At 38.1% G+C, this 18,980-nt stretch carries 18 protein-coding genes; 8 read left to right on the top strand and 10 right to left on the bottom strand.

The window, feature by feature from the left end:
* Positions 1-64: 64 nt before the first annotated feature.
* From acs to J4051_RS05675, 6 genes are all read left to right on the top strand, one after another.
* The gene (acs, locus tag J4051_RS05700) at positions 65-1,969 is read left to right on the top strand and encodes an acetate--CoA ligase (RefSeq protein ID WP_208232896.1); all 1,905 of its coding nucleotides are present in this window, start codon (positions 65-67) and stop codon (positions 1,967-1,969) included.
* A gap of 5 nt (positions 1,970-1,974) precedes the next feature.
* Entirely contained in the window at positions 1,975-3,072 is a 1,098-nt protein-coding gene (locus tag J4051_RS05695; protein WP_208232895.1) for a sensor histidine kinase, read from the top strand.
* A 3-nt stretch (positions 3,073-3,075) separates the two neighbouring features.
* Positions 3,076-4,401, top strand: a complete 1,326-nt coding sequence (locus J4051_RS05690; protein WP_208232894.1) for a sigma-54-dependent transcriptional regulator — start codon at positions 3,076-3,078, stop codon at positions 4,399-4,401.
* A 570-nt stretch (positions 4,402-4,971) separates the two neighbouring features.
* Positions 4,972-5,385 (top strand): GreA/GreB family elongation factor, encoded by a 414-nt coding sequence (locus tag J4051_RS05685; protein WP_208232893.1) that lies wholly within the window; start codon positions 4,972-4,974, stop codon positions 5,383-5,385.
* Positions 5,385-5,762 (top strand): hypothetical protein, encoded by a 378-nt coding sequence (locus J4051_RS05680; RefSeq protein ID WP_208232892.1) that lies wholly within the window; start codon positions 5,385-5,387, stop codon positions 5,760-5,762. Before J4051_RS05685 ends, J4051_RS05680 begins: the two co-directional genes overlap by 1 nt.
* Before the next feature lie 184 nt (positions 5,763-5,946).
* A complete protein-coding gene (locus J4051_RS05675; protein WP_208232891.1) occupies positions 5,947-6,756 on the top strand; it encodes an NYN domain-containing protein in 810 nt (269 codons plus the stop codon).
* A 204-nt stretch (positions 6,757-6,960) separates the two neighbouring features.
* Here the strand turns inward: J4051_RS05675 and J4051_RS05670 are convergent, their stop codons facing one another.
* From J4051_RS05670 to J4051_RS05630, 9 genes are all read right to left on the bottom strand, one after another.
* A complete protein-coding gene (locus tag J4051_RS05670) occupies positions 6,961-8,502 on the bottom strand; it encodes an acyl-CoA carboxylase subunit beta (protein ID WP_208232890.1) in 1,542 nt (513 codons plus the stop codon).
* Positions 8,503-8,632: 130 nt separating this feature from the next.
* Positions 8,633-10,078: an acetyl-CoA carboxylase biotin carboxylase subunit gene (locus tag J4051_RS05665; protein WP_208232889.1), complete on the bottom strand. Its 1,446-nt coding sequence runs from the start codon at positions 10,076-10,078 to the stop codon at positions 8,633-8,635.
* A 184-nt stretch (positions 10,079-10,262) separates the two neighbouring features.
* Complete coding sequence (locus J4051_RS05660; RefSeq protein WP_208232998.1) at positions 10,263-10,748, bottom strand: acetyl-CoA carboxylase biotin carboxyl carrier protein subunit; 486 nt, start codon at positions 10,746-10,748, stop codon at positions 10,263-10,265.
* Between the two features lie 47 nt (positions 10,749-10,795).
* Complete coding sequence (locus J4051_RS05655) at positions 10,796-11,464, bottom strand: 3'-5' exonuclease (RefSeq protein WP_208232888.1); 669 nt, start codon at positions 11,462-11,464, stop codon at positions 10,796-10,798.
* Positions 11,464-13,383 (bottom strand): DUF294 nucleotidyltransferase-like domain-containing protein, encoded by a 1,920-nt coding sequence (locus tag J4051_RS05650; protein WP_208232887.1) that lies wholly within the window; start codon positions 13,381-13,383, stop codon positions 11,464-11,466. The genes J4051_RS05655 and J4051_RS05650 overlap by 1 nt, the downstream gene beginning before the upstream one ends.
* Before the next feature lie 52 nt (positions 13,384-13,435).
* A complete protein-coding gene (locus tag J4051_RS05645) occupies positions 13,436-14,122 on the bottom strand; it encodes a PrsW family intramembrane metalloprotease (protein ID WP_208232886.1) in 687 nt (228 codons plus the stop codon).
* Between the two features lie 9 nt (positions 14,123-14,131).
* Positions 14,132-14,689: an NUDIX hydrolase gene (locus J4051_RS05640; protein ID WP_236027260.1), complete on the bottom strand. Its 558-nt coding sequence runs from the start codon at positions 14,687-14,689 to the stop codon at positions 14,132-14,134.
* Position 14,690: 1 nt separating this feature from the next.
* Positions 14,691-15,851, bottom strand: coding sequence for an aminotransferase class V-fold PLP-dependent enzyme (locus J4051_RS05635; protein WP_208232885.1), 1,161 nt, complete (start codon positions 15,849-15,851; stop codon positions 14,691-14,693).
* Positions 15,851-16,942 (bottom strand): M42 family metallopeptidase, encoded by a 1,092-nt coding sequence (locus J4051_RS05630; protein ID WP_208232884.1) that lies wholly within the window; start codon positions 16,940-16,942, stop codon positions 15,851-15,853. Before J4051_RS05630 ends, J4051_RS05635 begins: the two co-directional genes overlap by 1 nt.
* Positions 16,943-17,042: 100 nt before the next feature.
* Between J4051_RS05630 and J4051_RS05625 the strand changes: the two genes are divergently transcribed.
* Positions 17,043-17,720 carry a DUF4294 domain-containing protein gene (locus J4051_RS05625; RefSeq protein WP_208232883.1) on the top strand — a complete coding sequence of 226 codons (678 nt, stop codon included), beginning with the start codon at positions 17,043-17,045 and terminating at the stop codon, positions 17,718-17,720.
* Entirely contained in the window at positions 17,720-18,346 is a 627-nt protein-coding gene (trhA, locus tag J4051_RS05620; RefSeq protein WP_208232882.1) for a PAQR family membrane homeostasis protein TrhA, read from the top strand. The genes J4051_RS05625 and trhA overlap by 1 nt, the downstream gene beginning before the upstream one ends.
* 10 nt (positions 18,347-18,356) lie before the next feature.
* On the opposite strand, the gene J4051_RS05615 is transcribed toward trhA, so the two are convergent.
* Positions 18,357-18,968 (bottom strand): transposase, encoded by a 612-nt coding sequence (locus J4051_RS05615; RefSeq protein ID WP_208232881.1) that lies wholly within the window; start codon positions 18,966-18,968, stop codon positions 18,357-18,359.
* Positions 18,969-18,980: the final 12 nt, after the last annotated feature.

Here is an 18,980-nt window from a genome sequence, read left to right as displayed (position 1 = left end):
TTGTGCGATTTTCTGGGAAAAATCGGCAACTGAATACTATAACAAACCAAAACCATAAAAAGCAATGAGTCATTACAGTATTAAGAATCTTGAAGAATATTACCAAGTCTATAGAAAGTCAGTTCGTGAACCTGAGAATTTTTGGGAAGAGATCGCGGAAGAACATTTTTTATGGCGAAAAAAATGGGACAAGGTGCTCACTTGGGATTTTCGTGAACCAGAAATCAAGTGGTTCGAAGGTGCGAAATTAAACATTACAGAAAATTGTTTGGACAGGCATTTGCTTAATCGTGGTGACAAAACGGCCATTATTTTTGAACCGAATGACCCCAATGAAGAGGCACAACATATCACCTATAAAGAACTTCATGAGCGCGTTTGTAAAATGGCAAACGTATTAAAAGACCAGGGGATTAAAAAAGGCGATCGCATCTGTGTCTATTTGCCCATGATTCCAGAATTGGCTATAACATTGTTGGCGTGTGCCCGCGTTGGCGCCATACACAACGTAGTGTTTGCAGGGTTTTCATCAAAAGCCTTATCAACGCGAATTATTGATAGCGATTGTAAAATGGTTATCGCTGCCGATGGTTCTTTTCGTGGTAATAAGAGTCTCGATTTAAAGAGTATTGTAGATGAAGCACTTTTAGATTGTGATAATGTCAAGACGGTATTAATGGTCAAGCGCACGAATGCTGATGTGCCGATGGTCGAAAATAGAGATGTGTGGTTACAACCGCTAATCGATAAGGCATCCACAGTGTGTGAAGCAGAAGTTATGGATGCTGAAGATCCGTTATTTATTTTATACACTTCGGGTTCTACAGGAAATCCAAAAGGTATGGTACATACCGTTGCAGGATACATGGTTTATACAGCCTATACATTTAAAAACGCATTTCAATATAAAGAAAATGATGTGTTCTGGTGTACTGCCGATATTGGTTGGATCACGGGACATAGCTATATTGTTTATGGGCCTTTGGCCAATGGTGCCACCACGGTCATGTTCGAAGGGGTGCCTCATTATCCGGATTTTGGAAGATTCTGGAAAATTATTGAAAAACATAAGGTCAATCAATTTTATACCGCACCAACAGCGATTCGTGCTTTGGCGAAACAAAATCTCTCTTTTGCTGAAGATGTTGATCTATCTTCTATAAAAGTTCTGGGTTCAGTAGGGGAGCCTATTAATGAAGAGGCATGGCATTGGTATAATGACATTATAGGCAAAGGTCAAAGCCCGATTATAGATACTTGGTGGCAAACCGAAACAGGAGGCATCATGATTACGCCGTTACCGTATGTAACACCAACCAAACCCACCTATGCCACGTTGCCATTTTTAGGGATCCAACCTGCAATTATGGATGACACTGAAGAATTAAAAGGAAATCAAGTCAATGGCCGCTTGTGCATTAAATTTCCATGGCCAGGAATGGCACGTACTATTTGGAACAATCATCAACGGTATAAGGAGACTTACTTCTCGACCTATGATAACATGTATTTTACTGGTGATGGTGCTTTAAGAGATGAAGTGGGCTATTATAGAATTACCGGAAGGGTGGACGACGTGGTCATTGTTTCAGGTCATAACCTCGGTACTGGACCTTTGGAAGATGCCATCAATGAACATCCAGCAGTGTCAGAAAGTGCCATTGTAGGTTTCCCTCATGACATCAAAGGAAGCGCACTTTATGGATTTGTCACCTTAAAAGAAACAGGTGAAAGTCGGATCCAGGATAATTTGCGTAAAGAAATCAATCAGTTGATATCGGAACGCATCGGGCCAATCGCTAAACTGGATAAAATTCAATTTTCTGACGCATTGCCAAAAACAAGAAGTGGTAAGATCATGAGAAGGATCCTTCGTAAAATTGCAGAAAATGATATGTCCAATCTTGGTGATACCAGTACATTGTTGAATCCAGAAGTGGTGCAGGACATTATTGATAATAAGCTGTAAAACCAATGGCCCTTGTTTCAACAGAAGACAAATTAAGAGAACGTATTAAGGAGCTTACCTGTCTGTATAATGTAAGCTCCTATATTGCAAATTGTAACCTCTATGATTTAGATCCTACTTTTAAGGCGATAACGACCAGTCTTAAGGAAGCGATTCTTTATAGTAGCGAAGCTTTTGTAGAAATGAAACTTGGAGATAACCTTGTGCATTCGGGCGAAAGATCGACAGAACACGTATTTATTTTAACAGCGATTAAAGTTTTTAATTTGCCTTATGGCTCTATTAAAATAGGCTATCCAAAAATGAAATACAATGCTAATGTATTTTTGGAAGAAGAAAAGCAATTGGTTCGTACTTTGGCAATTGAAATCGGCAATTTAATAGAGCGAAAACAAATTATTGATAAGGAGGAATTGACCAAACGCCAAATGGAACGGGCGGACAGGCTGTCTATCTTAGGTGAAATTACGGCTGGCATTGCTCATGAACTCAATACACCATTAGCCAGTATATTGGGTTTTTCTGAATTGTTAAAGGAGCGTTTTATCAACGATGAAGACGCCTTGGAAGATTTGGATAAGATTATGAACAGTGCGATTTTCTCAAGAGAGGTGGTTAAAAAACTGATGTTTTTTTCTTGTGTAATGCCTCAACAGATGGAACTCGTCAATATTAATCCGATCATTGCAGATGCCATCAATTTGCTGAAACCCAGTTTCGGAAAAAAAGAACTCCTTTATCATCTGAATTTTAGTGATGATGAAATTAATCTGAGGGTAGATGCAATTCAGCTTACTCAAGTCATATTCAATTTGGTGATCAATGCCATTTATTTTTCACCACAGAATGGTCAAATAACGATCGAGGTTGACGATGAAGAAAGAGAGGTGGTATTAATTATAAAGGATGAAGGGAATGGGATTTCAAAAGAGATTTCTGAGTATATTTTTAACCCATTTTATACGACAAAACCAGTAGGTGAAGGGTCCGGACTTGGTTTGAGTGTCGTGCACGGCATTATCAAAAGCCATAAAGGAACTATAAAACATACAGCCAATAGGCCTAAAGGCACTATTTTTACGCTTACATTTCCAAAACTATAATACATGCCATTAGAACAAGAGAACATATTGATTGTTGATGACGATGTTCAGATTTTGGAACTAATCCAAAGACTTTTACAATCCTTAAACTATCATACCTATAAGGCTATTTCTGTAAAAGAAGCTATTGCAATTTTGCAGGATCAATCCATTGATTTGCTCATTACCGATCTTCAAATGCCAGGCGTTGACGGTCTGCAATTGGTCAAATACGTTTCCGAACATTTTCCGGAAATCCCAAAATTGGCGGTCACAGGATTTCCTTCCATAGATGGCGCCTTAAGAGCCATGAAATCTGGGGTTATGGACTATCTTATAAAACCCTTTACGAAAGAAGAACTTAAAACTGCGGTTCAAAAATCATTGGCTTTAAGTCGTAAACCAAGTGATAAAATAAAAAGAAGTTCACAGGGCAACCCTGTTTTTTCTGAGATTATTGGAGAATCGGAGAGCATGCAGAATGTCATGAACGTTATTGATAGGGTAAAGGATAATAAAGCCACTGTTTTCATAAAGGGAGAAAGTGGGACTGGCAAGGAATTGGTGGCTCGCGCGATTCATTATATGGGCAAGTTTGCTGCCGCACCTTTTGTAGCGGTCAATTGTGGTGCCATTCCAGAAAGTCTTTTGGAAGCTGAATTGTTCGGTTATACAAAGGGTGCTTTTACCGGTGCCAATGATAACCGTAGTGGATTTTTTCAGGCGGCAAATAAAGGCACCTTATTTTTGGATGAGATAGGAAACGCCTCCATGGCCACACAATTGAGTTTGCTCAGAGTTTTGCAAGAAAAGGAAATCATGAGAGTTGGCTCACAAAAAACCGAAAAAATAGACGTCAGGGTGATTGCCGCTACCAATGTTGATTTGAGGGAACTCATCAAGAATGGACGTTTCAGGGAAGATTTATATTATCGGCTTACCGTTGTTCAAATTGAGGTGCCACCACTTAGGGATCGCAAGTCTGATATTCCGCTTTTGGTTGATAAATTTCTTTTTAAATACGGGGTGGAGTATAAGGATCGCATCGTCAAAATATCTGAAGAAGCTTTATCGGCTCTTGAACGATACGATTGGCCGGGAAACATTAGGGAGCTTGAAAATAGCATCCAACGTGCTGTTATCATGTGCGACAAACAAGTTGAAATTGCCAATCTGCCTAAAAATTTAAAATATCAAATCGACTTCCCAAGACAGGATGTTTTTTTGTCTTTAAAAGAAGTAGAGAAGCTACATATTCTCAAAGTCTTAGAAGCTACAAATAACAATAAGTCCAAAGCAGCCGAGATTCTTCAAATTGATCGTAAAACGCTTCGCGATAAAATAAAATAACCTCTTTCAGACTGGGTAGTAATTCCTCAGTGGGTATTTTATACTCATTTTCAATTTTCTAATTCTTTTTACACTCTTTTGTAAGTACCTGTTACTTAGCGAGTTGCTCTGTTTAGTGTGTTTCTTTGCTTTAACGGTACATCTATTGCTCTGATAACGATGAGTCTAAAGCAATAAATTATGAACAATTTAGAAAATAGTTTATGTGCGACGTGTGAGCATCTTGCATATTGCAGTTTAACGAGCAATAAAAGATTTATCTGGTCTTGTAGTGAATACGATCTTTCAATTTCTCATGATAAAATTTATCACAAAAGAATGATGAAGGCAAGTAACGACCTATCTCCTTCCTACAGGAATTTGGAACTCACATAAAATTCAACTCAAACTGTCGTAAAAGATATTAAATAAAAGAAGGAGTCAAAACACGATATGTTGGAAAACGCGATGCAGCAATTTGATGCAGCATCGGGTTTTATGCATTTCAATCTGAAATTAAAATAGAACACATTTAGAGAGTATATCAATAAAATGATATTTCCATAGTTAAAATTATAAAATTGAGAAAATATGAAATACGGTAAATTAATATTAGAAAAGAAGGAGTATGTAGCGATTAAACGCTTGTTAAATCTCACTAATGATTATAAAGATTCAACCCAAAAAGTGTCATTGACCAAATTTGCGAAGGAAATGGAGAGTGCAGAAATTTTGGATGATGATAAGATGCCTGACGATGTGGTAAGGATCAACTCAGAAATAACCATTGCCACTAAGGATGGCTGGTCTTATACGTTCCAGGTGGTTTTACCTGCTGAAAGCAATAATTCCCAGAAGAAAATTTCATTGCTATTGCCGATGGGAGCAGCAGTTTTGGGGTATGCTAAAAATGACAGTATAAGTTGGACGTTTCCAGGTGGTGATAAAGACATTACAATCTTGGATGTAAAACAAAATAATATAACCAAATTAAATATTGCCTAATGAAGCCCTTAGTTAATTACGGATATGAGACTGATGACGAAATCGTCAAAAGGCACATGCATCGTGAGCTTGAGACTTGGATATCGCATTTGGACGCCATGATTAATGAGGCGGACCTATTGGCGAAAATCATCTCTAATAAGATTGGTGATAAAGAATTACGTAATGAATTGCTAGATGATGTTAATGAAAATATCCATCTTTTAAATGAGTTCTATACCTATCGAAATTTACTGAATAACGTTAGGGAGTGTGATGAGTTGGAATGTGACCAATTCTATATGCATCAGCATGACCATGTCTTTGAAAAATATATTGACTGTGTGGCGCAATACCGTTCCATTAAAGACAATGTGTATCAACAATTGCTTCTTTGATTTTTCTCTGATCACAGTGGATATAAATGAAATTTGGTTTAAAATAAAGCCATAGTCCGTTTCGACTATGGCTTCTTTTTTTTGTTATATAACCCTTAAAAAAGAACCTCTTCATTACGATTCCTGTATTTAAATACTATCTTTAGCATTGAAAATTTTAGAAAATTTAAATAATTCCCATTAAATGGATATCAAACTTGCAGTATTAATAGACGGTGATAATATTCCTTCAGCCCACGTAAAGGAGATGATGGAAGAAATTGCCAAATATGGAAACCCGACGATAAAACGAATTTATGGCGATTGGACAAAGCCCCATCTTTCTAAATGGAAGAATTTATTGTTGGAAAACGCGATTACGCCAATTCAACAATATGGCTATACAGTGGGTAAAAACGCTACGGATTCTGCCATGATTATTGATGCCATGGATATTTTGTATTCTGGAAAAGTTGATGGTTTTTGTTTGGTCTCAAGTGATAGCGACTTTACACGTTTGGCAACGCGTTTACGAGAAGCAGGAATGAAAGTCTATGGAATTGGCGAAAAGAAAACACCTAATCCATTTATAGTGGCCTGTGACAAGTTTATTTATATTGAAATTCTTAAAAATCAAGGTCAGCAGGAAGCAAATACTTCAAGTGCAAAATCTAAATCGACTGAGAGTGATATCGATAAGATAACGGCTAAAGACATTAAGTTTATTGCGGCTACTATTGATGATGTTGCCGATGATGACGGATGGGCATTTTTAGGAGATGTCGGTAGTTTGTTACAAAAGAAACAACCAAACTTTGACTCGCGTAACTATGGTTTTCAAAAACTGACGCCTTTGATCAAATCCATAAACGAATTTGAGATTGATAGACGTGAAGATTCCAAAGGCCATTTCAAACTCATTTATGTTAGGCTTAAAGAAAACAATCAGCCAAAACCGAAATCAAAATCGTCCAAAAAGTCAAATGGAAAAAAGAAGTTGATTTCAAAGCTTTAATTTCTTAAAGGCCATTTTCTGGTTATGGTTTTTAGAAGCTCTTGCTATTTGGAAGTACTTGATTCACATTAAAATAACCGTAAAAATAAAATAAGCGCTATCTGCAAAGTTGAAGTAGGTAACGCTTATTTTATTTATAGCCTCCGAATCTATGAGGCTATTAACTGAGTGTTATAGGGGAATGTGTTTTATTTTGTCAAATTATCACAACGGAATATTGCCGTGCTTCCTTTTCGGTCCATCCACTTTTTTGTCTTTTAGCATTGCAAAAGCCTTGATCAATTTGCGTCGGGTATCCTTTGGGAGAATGACTTCATCAATAAATCCGCGTTCAGCCGCGCTATATGGGTTTGCAAAAAGTTGTGCGTATTCCGCTTCTTTTTCTTTCCATTTTGCATCTTTGTCCTCAGCCTTGTTGATTTCTTTTTTAAAGATGATTTCTGCTGCACCTTTGGCACCCATCACTGCAATTTCTGCACTTGGCCATGCAAAGTTCATATCGGCTCCAATATGTTTGGAATTCATGACATCATAAGCGCCACCATAAGCTTTTCGAGTAATAACCGTCACCCGTGGTACTGTTGCTTCACTAAAAGCATAGAGTAGTTTAGCACCATGTAAAATGATTCCGCGCCATTCTTGATCAGTTCCTGGTAAAAAACCTGGAACATCTTCCAAAACCAATAGTGGAATATTAAAACAATCACAAAAACGCACAAATCGCGCTGCTTTCTTTGAACTGTCCACATCCAAAACACCTGCCAAATACATCGGCTGATTGGCAACGATGCCAATACTTCTCCCACCTAATCGGGCAAATCCCACAATAATGTTTTCTGCATAATCTTTGTGGATTTCATAAAACGAATCGGTGTCAATAATCCCGTTGATCACGCTGTGCATATCATAAGGCTTATTGGCGTTGTCAGGAATAATATCGGAAAGTTCATTCCTGATTTCATCTTTTAAATCATAGGGCAGTAGAGGCGTAGTTTCTGTGTTGTTTTGAGGTAAATAACTGATGAGTTTTTTTATGTCTTCCAGACATTCCACATCGTTGGTTGCCGTGATATGGGCAACACCAGATTTTGTAGAATGCGTGCTGGCACCCCCCAATTCTTCTGAAGTTACATTTTCGTTGGTCACTGTCTTGACCACATTTGGCCCGGTAACAAACATATAACTGGTATCTTGGACCATAATCGTGAAATCTGTCATGGCAGGACTATAGACAGCGCCACCGGCACAAGGACCCATAATTGCAGAAATTTGCGGAATCACTCCTGAAGCCTGTACATTACGATAAAAAATATCTGCATAACCTCCTAAACTGCGCACGCCTTCTTGGATTCTGGCGCCGCCTGAATCATTTAATCCAATAATGGGAGCACCGACTTTTAAAGCTAAATCCATGACCTTACAAATTTTCTCTGCATGTGTTTCTGAAAGTGACCCTCCAAAAACCGTAAAATCCTGTGCAAATATATATATAAGTTTCCCGTGGATCGTGCCATACCCAGTGACGACACCATCTCCGTAAAACTGTTGCTTTTCCATGCCAAAATCTTTGGTGCGATGGGTGACTAAAGCACCAATTTCTTCAAAGGAACTATCATCTAGTAAGTAAAGGACACGCTCTCTTGCTGTGAGTTTCTTTTTTTCGTGCTGTTTGTCAATTCGGTCTTGTCCGCCACCAAGATAGGCCAGAGCAAGTTTGTCGTTAAGGTCTTTTATTTTGGATTCCATATTTGTTTATTCTCGCAGAGCCGCAGAGGCCGTGCTTTTTTATCAATTTACTTCTTATTTCTTTGTGGAGCTTCGTGCTTCTTTTTGCAACTCCTGTGTTATAGTTTCTTTTTCAACTTCAACTTCAACTTCACTCTCCCTCCGGCACTCTCAAAATCTTCTGATCCTCCAGATACCGTCTGACCGCAATCAGTGCTGCCAAATGTGCTTCTTCTTTATTTTGTTCCTTTATTTTTTCGGCAGAATAGTATTTTTTAACAAAATGCGTATTGAAATTCCCCGATCGAAATGCCTCATGCCCAAAAACAAAAGTCCCGAAAGGAAGTGTGCTTTCAATACCCTTAATATGATAGTTATTTATGGCACCTAACATTTCTTCAATGGCTTCTGCTCTAGTTTCCCCGTAAGTAATCAGCTTGGCAAGCATCGGATCATAATATATTGGAATATCCATGCCTTCTTCAAAACCATTATCCACACGAATATTTTTCCCTTTTGGTAATTGATACACCTCCAGATGACCAACGCTCGGAAGGAAATCATTTAATGGGTCTTCGGCATAGACGCGCAATTCCATAGCGTGTCCTTTAATTTTCAGATCCTCTTGTTTTATTGGGAGCACTTCGCCACGAGCCACTCGTATTTGTAATTCCACCAAATCGGTATTGGTAATAAGTTCCGTCACTGGGTGTTCAACTTGTAAACGTGTGTTCATTTCCAGAAAATAGAAATTCAGGTGCTCATCCACAAGAAATTCTACCGTTCCAGCGTTGACATAATCACATGCTTTAGCGACTTTCACGGCAGCTTCTCCCATTTTTTTTCTTAATTCTGGAGTTAAAACAGATGAAGGCGCCTCTTCAACCACCTTTTGATGGCGGCGCTGAATGCTGCATTCCCTTTCAAAAAGATGAATGGTATTGCCATGGCTATCGGCCATGATTTGGATTTCTATATGACGAGGCGAATTAATATATTTTTCAATAAATACGGAGCCATCCCCAAAAGCTGAAGTGGCCTCGCTGATAGCACGTTTCATTTGCGATTCCAATTCCGAGTCTTTTTCTACCACGCGCATTCCTTTTCCACCACCACCGGCGGAAGCTTTGATTAAAATTGGAAAACCGATGTCTTTGGCAATCGCATGTGCTTTATCGACGTCAGAAATGGCTTCATCAATCCCGGGGACCATTGGGATATCATAATGTTTGACTGCTTCCTTTGCCGCCAATTTACTGCCCATTATTTTTATGGCCTTTGATTTTGGGCCGATAAAGATAATATCGTTCGCTTCACAAGCCTCTGCAAAACCAGCGTTTTCACTCAAGAATCCATATCCTGGATGAATGGCATCTACATTTAACTTCTTGGCGATTTGTATGATTTTATCACCTAAAAGGTAGGATTGATTGGATGGTCCTTCACCAATGAGCACAGCTTCATCAGCATATCTTACGTGAGGTGATTTTCTATCCGCTGTTGAATAGATGGCAACCGTTTGAATGCCCATTTTCTTGGCGGTTTTCATAATCCGAATGGCAATTTCTCCTCGGTTGGCTATGAGTATTTTTTTCATTAAAAAATTTATTTTTTTTCCCGCGAAGACGGGGATCTAACTAATGTCTGCGTAAGCAGGTGTCTCTGTTTGTATTTATAGCCACGAATTCACGAGTAATTTTCGATAAGCTCTTTCGTAGTCAACATGTGTTCTTATTTAATCAATTTTAATAAATGTCCATTTCGAAATACATTAAAATAAATCACTCAAACTCAATCAGCAACTGATTTTTGTCAACAGCATCTCCTTTTTTTACGGATATGGATTTAATAATACCTTCTCTCGGTGAACTGATGACATTCTCCATTTTCATGGCTTCAAGGATTAATAAAGGATCGTTTTCTTTAACCGCATCACCAATTTCAACACTTATTTCAAGGATTAAACCGGGCATAGGTGCTGTAATTCTATCTACTTTTTTAGAGTTGCCAATTTCAAAACCTAAATCTTTTATCAATTGATCTAAGTCGTTGTATATATTGATGTTATAGGTGTTATTGTTGATCTTTACTTTGTATTTTTTTTCATTAAAATTGTTATCTGTGATTTCAGCGCTGTATGATTTACCATCGTGTAGTAAATGGTATTTTAAATCCGATGTTTTGATAGTGTCTAACGATTTTATATCGTCATTGGAAACTGATAGTTCCAGTTCTCCATTAACCTTCACTTGATATTGTCTGTTCATATAGGATGTCATAATTGGTTGAAAAGTTACGAATTTAATGAAGCAAATTAAAATCTATTTGATTTAAGAAAATAGCGCTCCAACTTAAACGATTTTGATTTTTTGAGGATCGTAGTTGTCTTAAGGAATATGAGTGCGGCAATCAAGGCATCACCAGGTGCAGTATGTCGGTCCATCAAATTAATAGTATAGGCCTCCGCAATATCATCAAGCGAGTAGCGAACACTTTTATCAATGAAATTCGATTTAATTCTTGTGCTTGCATAAAGGTCCATGGTGTCAATGACCTTGTTTTTTAAATTGGGCAAGCCCATTCTGTTCAGCGCCTGATTGATCATTTTAATGTCGAAGGATGCATGATGGGCAATCAATATGGAATCTTCTATATAAGTCAGAAACTGTTTGATGGCATCTTCCTCTGAAATTTGATGTTTTTTACTATTTTGAAGAATGCCATGGATATGAACAGATTTAGGATCAAAATGTGACTGTTCCAAATAAATTTCGAAGGCATCTGCTACTGTAATCTCATTTCCAACAATAGATACAGCACCAATCGAAAGGATTCGATCAACATAATAATCAAATCCCGTGGTTTCAGTATCTAGAGCGACAAACCGAGAGGCATCTAAATTTGTTTTTTCCTTTTTTTCAAAGTGATGTAGATATGTTTCCCAATATTCGGGGTGTTTTTTCTTTTTGAAGTTCCAAAGCATCACATAAAGTTGTTTATATTGTACTTCAATTTTATCAATTCCTGAACTCTTGCTATTGTTTTAAAACAGCGTTTCAATTTCATTTTTTCTTCTTTGGTCAATGCAGCCAATTCGATAAATCGACCGTCATCGTTATGCAGCAATCCATGTTTTGTGCGGAATTTGAGCAAAGCTTTGGAGGTGTAGGAACAGGATAAATAAAATTCTTCGTCCTCGGGGAATAACTCGGCCATTTTCTCAAACCTTTCTGCTGTATTATTGATGTTTTTAATTTGATTGGAAAGGGCAAAAAGCCGACCAGCATCCACAATCGGCATGATGGCACGTTTTTTAATGTCGAAAAAATCTTTGTACTCACCATCCTGTTCTACCAAAAACTGCCGAAAAAAGCCAAGGGGAGAGGCGCTTCTTAAGGCGCTAGCTCCAAGTTTGGACAAAAACAAATGATTGTTTTTTGTGATTAGGAAGATGTGCTCAGACAGCTGATTTGTGAGACTGGCATCGCCGTAGGTGATATCAAAGTCGAAAAAAATGGAGGAGAGTAATATTTCGTCGTCTCCAGTATTCGATGTCCATTGATTAAATTGATTTTTCCATTCATCTAAACTTAAGCACCATTTTGGGTTTTTCGCCATGATGTCTGCAGGGCAGAAATCAAAACCGATGATATTCAATCGTTTGTTGACTTTTTTTGCGAGCAGGAGGAAATAATCCCTAACTGTTTCAAGTTCATTTTCTTCAACTCCGTCAAACACGATCCCATTGTCCTGATCAGTATGCAGCAATTGCTCCTTACGACCTTGACTGCCAAAGGACATCCAAGCAAAACTGACAGGTGGTTGTTTTTCCATTTTTAAAATACATCGCTCAATGATGCGCTTAACGGTGGCATCGTTTAGTTCAAAAATGATTTTGCTTGTTTGCGTCAATGGAATATTTTGCTCCATAAAACCATCCAAAAGTACCATGATTTTTTTGCGGATATGCCTCAATTCTTTAGTAGACTTTGAGCGTTTGATGGCTTTCATCAAAACCGTCGGATTGCTGCCCCGCATCACAGTGATGTCCTGCTGAGAAATGATGCCTATAATTTTTGAGTTTGGAGTTCCGTCTGCAGTGACGCATAAGTGACTGACATTGTGCTTCATCATTGTGAGTTGCGCTTGACTTATGGACACGCCTTTTGGGTAGCATAAAACCGGCGAGCTCATAATCTGGCTTACGTTATTCTCAATGCTATGTTCGCCAGTGACAACCTTGTTGCGTAAATCTTCGTCCGTTACAATCCCAATTGGAATATTATCGTCTTCTATGACAATGGATCCAATGCGATGTTGCTTCATGAGACGTCCAATATGTTTGATTTTAGTCTCCGCCTTGGCAGTAATCACTTTTTTTGTGTAGCGAACAGGCTGCAGTTCGAAAAGTTCTTTATCATTTGCCACAACATCCAAACGATTGTCATACAAAGAGCCATGCATTTCTTTTGAAAAAGGGTTTTCAGTATTGGATGCGAAGCTTTCAATGAGGAAGTCAACAACATCTCTGTTTTGGGTAATTAGTGGCTTAAAAGTGGCTAATGGGACACCATACAGGATGCTTTCTTCTTCAGTGAGTGCAGTTATGGCATAATGTTCTTTAGCAAAAAGAGGGCGGAGCCCAAAAATATCACCTTCATCAAACCGATCGACCGTTTCCAGTTTGCCGTTGATTTCCTTTTTGAGTGCAATAGCGCCTTTGTGAATCATGTAGAATCTGTCGTGAGGAGCTTCGCCTTCAGTGTAGACATTTTTGTCCTTTTCGAGGTAGGTGATATTGACTTCCTTTGCAATAGCGTACAAATCCTCTTTTGAAAGTTGGTCAAAAGGAGGGAAGCTTTTGATAAAATCTGCAATTCTTTCAGCTATGGTATTTTTCATTCCGATAAAATTAATCAAATAAAACGGCAATCGACTCTCAAAGCTCTTTGTTTCACTGTTCTCTATGAATATTGAAATGAGAATTGAATTGATGTCTCCTGATAGCTTTGCGAGCTAAGACAATTCCAATAAAAAGAGAGATAAAGGCACCAATCCAAACACCAGGAATGAAATCAATAAACAAGAAAAAATCATAAGCCCCATGAAATAACACGGCAAGGAAAAGTCCAGTAAGATTTAAAATTGCTCTATTGTTTGAAAACTTCGCCCTACCCATAAAATAGCCCATCAGTATGGCGAAGGTTGCATGCGCTGGAACTGCTGTGAAGGCTCTAATAATAGCCACTTCCATGCCACCCTGAAGAACATACATGATATTTTCAGTGGCCGCAAAGCCCATGGAAACCATAACAGCATATACGATACCATCAAAAGGTTCGTTATATTCTTTATGTGGTTGGGAGTAATACCGAACAATGATGTATTTACTAAATTCTTCCGAAAGACCAACAACAAAAAAGGCTTTAATAAATTGTTCAAAAACACTATCGTGATTTTTTAAGGGAAGTGGGATGTCTATGATAATATAGAGCAGCGTCGTAATGATAATACTGACAATAGCGCCCAATAAAAAGTTGTAAACCAAAAGTCTTTTTGGTTCTTTTTCATATTTGTCTTTTATGAAAATATAAAAAATGATGATGAAAACGGGAGCAATGGCGAGAGTTAATAAAGTCATATCTTTTGCTTACAATAGTCGATGTTCGATGGCGTCAATAACTTCAAGATAATAGGGTGTATTGCTGGATATGAAATGACCGTTAGCATCACTGTTTTTCAATAACTCACGGAATTCAGGAATTGTTACAAATTTCACTTGTTCCACTTCGTTTTTGTCCAAGGAGAATTCATTCAGCATATTGTCAATCTTAGCCATATAGGTATGATGGAATTCATTATCCTTTATACCGTTTGGATAGCTTTGAAAACACTCATATATCCCTATTTTATCCAATAGCGTTTCCGTGACCTCAATACCGATTTCTTCATAAGTTTCCCTTACGGCAGCCTGCGTTATCGTTTCGCCAGAATCCACGTGTCCAGCAACAGATACATCCCATAATAAAGGGCAAATGGTTTTAGATGCCGCACGACGTGCCAATAATATCTCGGCCTCAGCATTATAAAACCAGACATGGGCGGTATTATGATAATAGCCCTTTCTGTGAATTTCTGATTTTAGACAACTTTTACCGGTAGGTGAACCATCTGCATTCAAAATGTCGATATATTCTTCTGAAATCATCTTAATTCATCACTGATTTCAAGCAATTTACAAATTTCTCAAAATCCCTTTCTGTATTAAACAAATGACAGGATAATCGAATATAATCACCTCTAAAAGAGGTGAATACATTATGCTTCTTTAATGCTTTCTTAAAGGTTTTGATGTCTACTTTTTCCGGTAATTTAAGTCCGAAAAGGTGATGACTTCTATAATCATCGTTTTCAATATCACATCCCAAATCGCGTAAATCATTAACAGCCTTGGCCGATATTTCCTTGCAATACTCCTGAACTGCTTTGGGGGTCCATAAAATCACTTGCTCCAAGGCCTCCAATTGCATTTTTACATAGATGAAGCTGCCGCTTTCTCCCATGACATATCTGTTGGCAAGAGGCTTGTATTGTGACTGGTATTGTGTTAAATCAGGAAGTATATGACTGTCCAATCGGTTGGTCCAATTTTCTTCCAAAGGTTCTCCATGATCGAAATAAGGTCCATAATAGGCATATCCACAACCATAAGGTCCGAAAAGCCATTTGTAGCCCGCACAAATCAAAGCATCTGGTTGCAATTCTTTCACCGAAAACGGCAATGCCCCAACAGATTGGCTTCCATCAATAATCATTAAAGCATCATGTTTTCGTGTTTTTGCTCTGATTGCCTTTAAATCGAATAAAGCACCACTAGACCAATGAATATGTCCCATGGCAACAACCGCTGTGGAATCGTCAATAGCTTCTAAAATTGCCTCATTCCATAGTTTGGCACGATTGGATTTTGTTTTTGGTGCTTCAACTATTTTTAGTTGAGCTTGATATTTGTCGGTTAATTTCTTCCAGGAATAATAATTGCTGGGGAATTGTTCCTGCATTAAAACCACCGTATCACCTGATTTTAATTTGATGTTTTTTGCAACTGTAGCAATTCCATAAGAAACCGAAGGTATTGATGCAATACGCTCATAATTATCAACTTCAATGAGTTGGGCAAATCTCTTCTTTAACTCAATAACAGGGTCAAAAAAATCAGATGATGGAATTAAATAGGGCCTGCTTTTTTGCAATACTGCTTCAATACCGGCTTTCTCCACAGCTTTAAACGACGGCGATAAACTCGCCGTGTTTAAATAGCATATATCTTCAGGAATATCAAACAGATCTTTTTGTTCAGCTATATTCATTACTTATCAAAATAACTAAAAGTGTCGTTTTCCTTGATGTTTAATAGCGATTCGTAAATTAATTTGATCACATTTTCAACATCGTCTCTATGAACCATCTCGACTGTCGTGTGCATATAACGAAGTGGAAGTGAAATCAAGGCACTCGCCACACCCATACCGCTATAGGCGAACGCGTCAGTATCCGTTCCTGTTGCTCTGGAGCACGCTGAACGTTGGAAAGGAATTTTTTTAGCTTCTGCCGTTTCCGTAATGAGATCTCTTAACTTTTGCTGAACAGCAGGAGCATAGGCCACAACTGGACCTAAGCCTAACTCTAAATGCCCTTCTTTTTTCTTGTCGATCATTGGAGTGGTCGTGTCGTGAGTTACGTCAGTGACAATGGCGACATTTGGTTGGATGCGTTCGGCAATCATTTCTGCACCGCGTAATCCTATTTCTTCTTGAACGGAATTTGTTATATATAATCCGAAAGGGAGTTTCTTTTTGTTTTCGTGCAATAAGCGTGCAACTTGAGCAATCATAAAGCCTCCAATCCGATTGTCGAGAGCTCGACAGACAAATTTGTCATTGTTAAGGATATGAAAGGTGTCGGGATAAGTAATGACACATCCTACGTGAACGCCCATTTTCTCGACTTCTTCCTTATTTTTTGCACCAACATCTATGGTGATATTCTCTGGTTTTGGGGTTTCTTCCTTAGATTTATCTCGTGTGTGGATTGCAGGCCATCCAAAAACACCTTTGACGATACCATTTTTCGTGTGGATATTCACGATCTTACTCGGTGCAATCTGATGGTCGCTTCCCCCATTTCTAATGACGTAAATTAGGCCATTATCCGTAATATAGTTGACGTACCACGAAATCTCATCGGCGTGGCCTTCAATAACTACTTTGTATTTTGCTTTCGGATTGATGACACCAACAGCGGTTCCGTAAGTATCCGTTATAAATTCGTCGACATATGGCGTCAGATAGTCCATCCATAATTTTTGTCCTGTCCACTCGTAACCTGTAGGGGATGCATTATTTAAATAGTTTTCTAAAAACTCCAATGATTTATTGTCTAAAATGTTCTTTTTTGCCATGGGTAAATATTTTGTCTAAAATTAGTAATATTAATAAGAATTTAAGGTTAATGCATGTGTAAATTCTTAATTTTGGAATGATTTTAGCGCTATTGCACCAATGAAGTTGATGACCTACATTTTTGTTTTTTTACCCTTGTTGCTATTTGCCCAAGTTGATCCTGTTGAGAGAGATTCTACGGCAGTGGAATATTATTATATTGATGGCGATTCTATTCCTGTGTCAATTATCGATTTGGATGCAGTACTGGTATTAGGAAAATTGAAATTTGATAATAAAGAAGATCGTATTCGTTATTTGATTTTAAAGCGAAGAACCATCAAGGTGTATCCTTATGCAAAACTCGCGGCTGAACGTTTGGTTGAATTGAACAAACGTTTGGAAACTTTACAGCGTAAAAGTGAGAAACGTAGGTATGCCAAAATCATTCAAAAATATATTGAAGAGGAGTTTTCGGCGGAACTCAAGAAGCTAACCCGAAAGGAAGGTCAGATTTTGGTCAAATTGATCCACCGTCAAACAGGGAAAACAACATTTCAATTGATTCAGGAATTGCGAAGTGGTTGGCGGGCATTTTGGTTTAATAATACCGCAAAATTGTTTGACATTTCATTAAAGGAAGAATTTAACCCTTTATATGTGAGTGAGGATTATTTGATAGAAGACATCTTGGAACGTGCTTTTCAAAACGGACAGTTAGAACGTCAGAAATCGGCATTTCCCATCGATTATTTTGAGCTTACAAACAAATGGGTTGCCAAAACCATTAAAAACTAATGCGTGTACAATCTGATTTTGAGGAGAAACTTAATGCTTGGACACATGGATTTGGTGCGCTGTTAGGTATTGCTGGGTTAATCTTGTTGATCAGTACCAAAGAGCACAAAACAGATTGGAGCTTAGTAAGCGTGATTATTTATGGCGTCTCTATCATTGTTTTGTTTTCTGCCTCGGCCATTTATCATTCTGTTTCTGGTGAAAGACGAAAGCATTATTTTAGGATTATTGACCATATCAGCATTTATCTTTTAATTGCTGGAACTTACACTCCTGTGACCTTAATTGCGCTTAATAACAGTTTGGGTTGGCCTTTATTTTGGAGCGTGTGGGCGATAGCAGGTTTTGGAATGATTCTGAAATTGTTTTTCACGGGAAGATTCGAGATTTTTTCGACTCTATTGTATTTGGTGATGGGATGGTTGATTGTTTTCGATTTTACTAATCTCTCAGAATTGCTCGGTCCCAATGGTTTAATTCTCTTTATTGCTGGGGGTGCATCGTATACTATAGGAATCATTTTTTATGCCGTTCATAAAATCCCTTATAATCATGTCATTTGGCATTTATTTGTGCTTGGAGGCGCGATTTGCCATTACTTCATGATTTTCTTTTATATTCTCTGAGAATGTGTTCTTAGGAGCGAAATTTATCTTCTCCCCATTTTTTTGGATTGTTTTTAATATAATTTGAAATGGTATTGAAAGCCCGTTCATTTCTGATGATGTGGTCATAGAATCGAGTTTGCCATCCAAATTCCAAGTTTAGGCGGTTAGCATGTTTGGTCACGGCAGATTTATAGCCCCCAATGATTGAAGAGATGGAGTTTTTTCCAGGATTTCGAAATCGGTTTTGGCCGATGGATTTTTCGGGATTTGGATTGCCGATATTTTTTGCGTGGGGAATTTCATTCGAATCCCGATTTTCATTGGAATCCCGAAGAGACAAGGCATGCCTTGTCTCTTCTATCGGACCCGCATTAATAATCAAAATGCCATGAACATGATTGGGCATCACGATAAATTCGCCCAAGGTGATATTTTTGGAGTGGTTTTTTATTTCGTGCCAAAAGACATCGGCCAATACACCAATATTGGTCAATTCCATTTTGTTTTTGAGGACCTCTCCAAAATAATGCGCTCTATTTTTTGTGCAGATGGTTATAAAATAGGCACCTTGCCAGCGATAATCCCAGGTTTGCAACCGAGCGGAAGGAATGCGGTGTTTATTTTGAAATTTATCAGCCATTTTTTGTGGAGT

The organism is Gelidibacter pelagius (assembly GCF_017581925.1).
GTDB lineage: Bacteria > Bacteroidota > Bacteroidia > Flavobacteriales > Flavobacteriaceae > Gelidibacter > Gelidibacter pelagius.
Note: the sequence above shows the minus strand (reverse complement) of the source record. Positions and strands in the feature narration are given on the sequence as shown.

Excerpts from the sequence above, each read along its gene's own strand:
- J4051_RS05660 (WP_208232998.1), bottom strand. The coding sequence starts at position 10,748 with ATGAACAGACAATATCAAGTGAAGGTTAATGGAGAACTGGAACTATCA.
- J4051_RS05670 (WP_208232890.1), bottom strand. The coding sequence starts at position 8,502 with ATGGAATCCAAAATAAAAGACCTTAACGACAAACTTGCTCTGGCCTAT.
- J4051_RS05655 (WP_208232888.1), bottom strand. The coding sequence starts at position 11,464 with ATGCTTTGGAACTTCAAAAAGAAAAAACACCCCGAATATTGGGAAACA.
- J4051_RS05680 (WP_208232892.1), top strand. The coding sequence starts at position 5,385 with ATGAAGCCCTTAGTTAATTACGGATATGAGACTGATGACGAAATCGTC.
- J4051_RS05675 (WP_208232891.1), top strand. The coding sequence starts at position 5,947 with ATGGATATCAAACTTGCAGTATTAATAGACGGTGATAATATTCCTTCA.
- J4051_RS05615 (WP_208232881.1), bottom strand. The coding sequence starts at position 18,968 with ATGGCTGATAAATTTCAAAATAAACACCGCATTCCTTCCGCTCGGTTG.
- J4051_RS05665 (WP_208232889.1), bottom strand. The coding sequence starts at position 10,078 with ATGAAAAAAATACTCATAGCCAACCGAGGAGAAATTGCCATTCGGATT.
- J4051_RS05635 (WP_208232885.1), bottom strand. The coding sequence starts at position 15,851 with ATGAATATAGCTGAACAAAAAGATCTGTTTGATATTCCTGAAGATATA.
- J4051_RS05650 (WP_208232887.1), bottom strand. The coding sequence starts at position 13,383 with ATGAAAAATACCATAGCTGAAAGAATTGCAGATTTTATCAAAAGCTTC.
- J4051_RS05625 (WP_208232883.1), top strand. The coding sequence starts at position 17,043 with ATGAAGTTGATGACCTACATTTTTGTTTTTTTACCCTTGTTGCTATTT.
- J4051_RS05630 (WP_208232884.1), bottom strand. The coding sequence starts at position 16,942 with ATGGCAAAAAAGAACATTTTAGACAATAAATCATTGGAGTTTTTAGAA.
- trhA (WP_208232882.1), top strand. The coding sequence starts at position 17,720 with ATGCGTGTACAATCTGATTTTGAGGAGAAACTTAATGCTTGGACACAT.
- acs (WP_208232896.1), top strand. The coding sequence starts at position 65 with ATGAGTCATTACAGTATTAAGAATCTTGAAGAATATTACCAAGTCTAT.
- J4051_RS05640 (WP_236027260.1), bottom strand. The coding sequence starts at position 14,689 with ATGATTTCAGAAGAATATATCGACATTTTGAATGCAGATGGTTCACCT.
- J4051_RS05645 (WP_208232886.1), bottom strand. The coding sequence starts at position 14,122 with ATGACTTTATTAACTCTCGCCATTGCTCCCGTTTTCATCATCATTTTT.
- J4051_RS05685 (WP_208232893.1), top strand. The coding sequence starts at position 4,972 with ATGAAATACGGTAAATTAATATTAGAAAAGAAGGAGTATGTAGCGATT.
- J4051_RS05695 (WP_208232895.1), top strand. The coding sequence starts at position 1,975 with ATGGCCCTTGTTTCAACAGAAGACAAATTAAGAGAACGTATTAAGGAG.
- J4051_RS05690 (WP_208232894.1), top strand. The coding sequence starts at position 3,076 with ATGCCATTAGAACAAGAGAACATATTGATTGTTGATGACGATGTTCAG.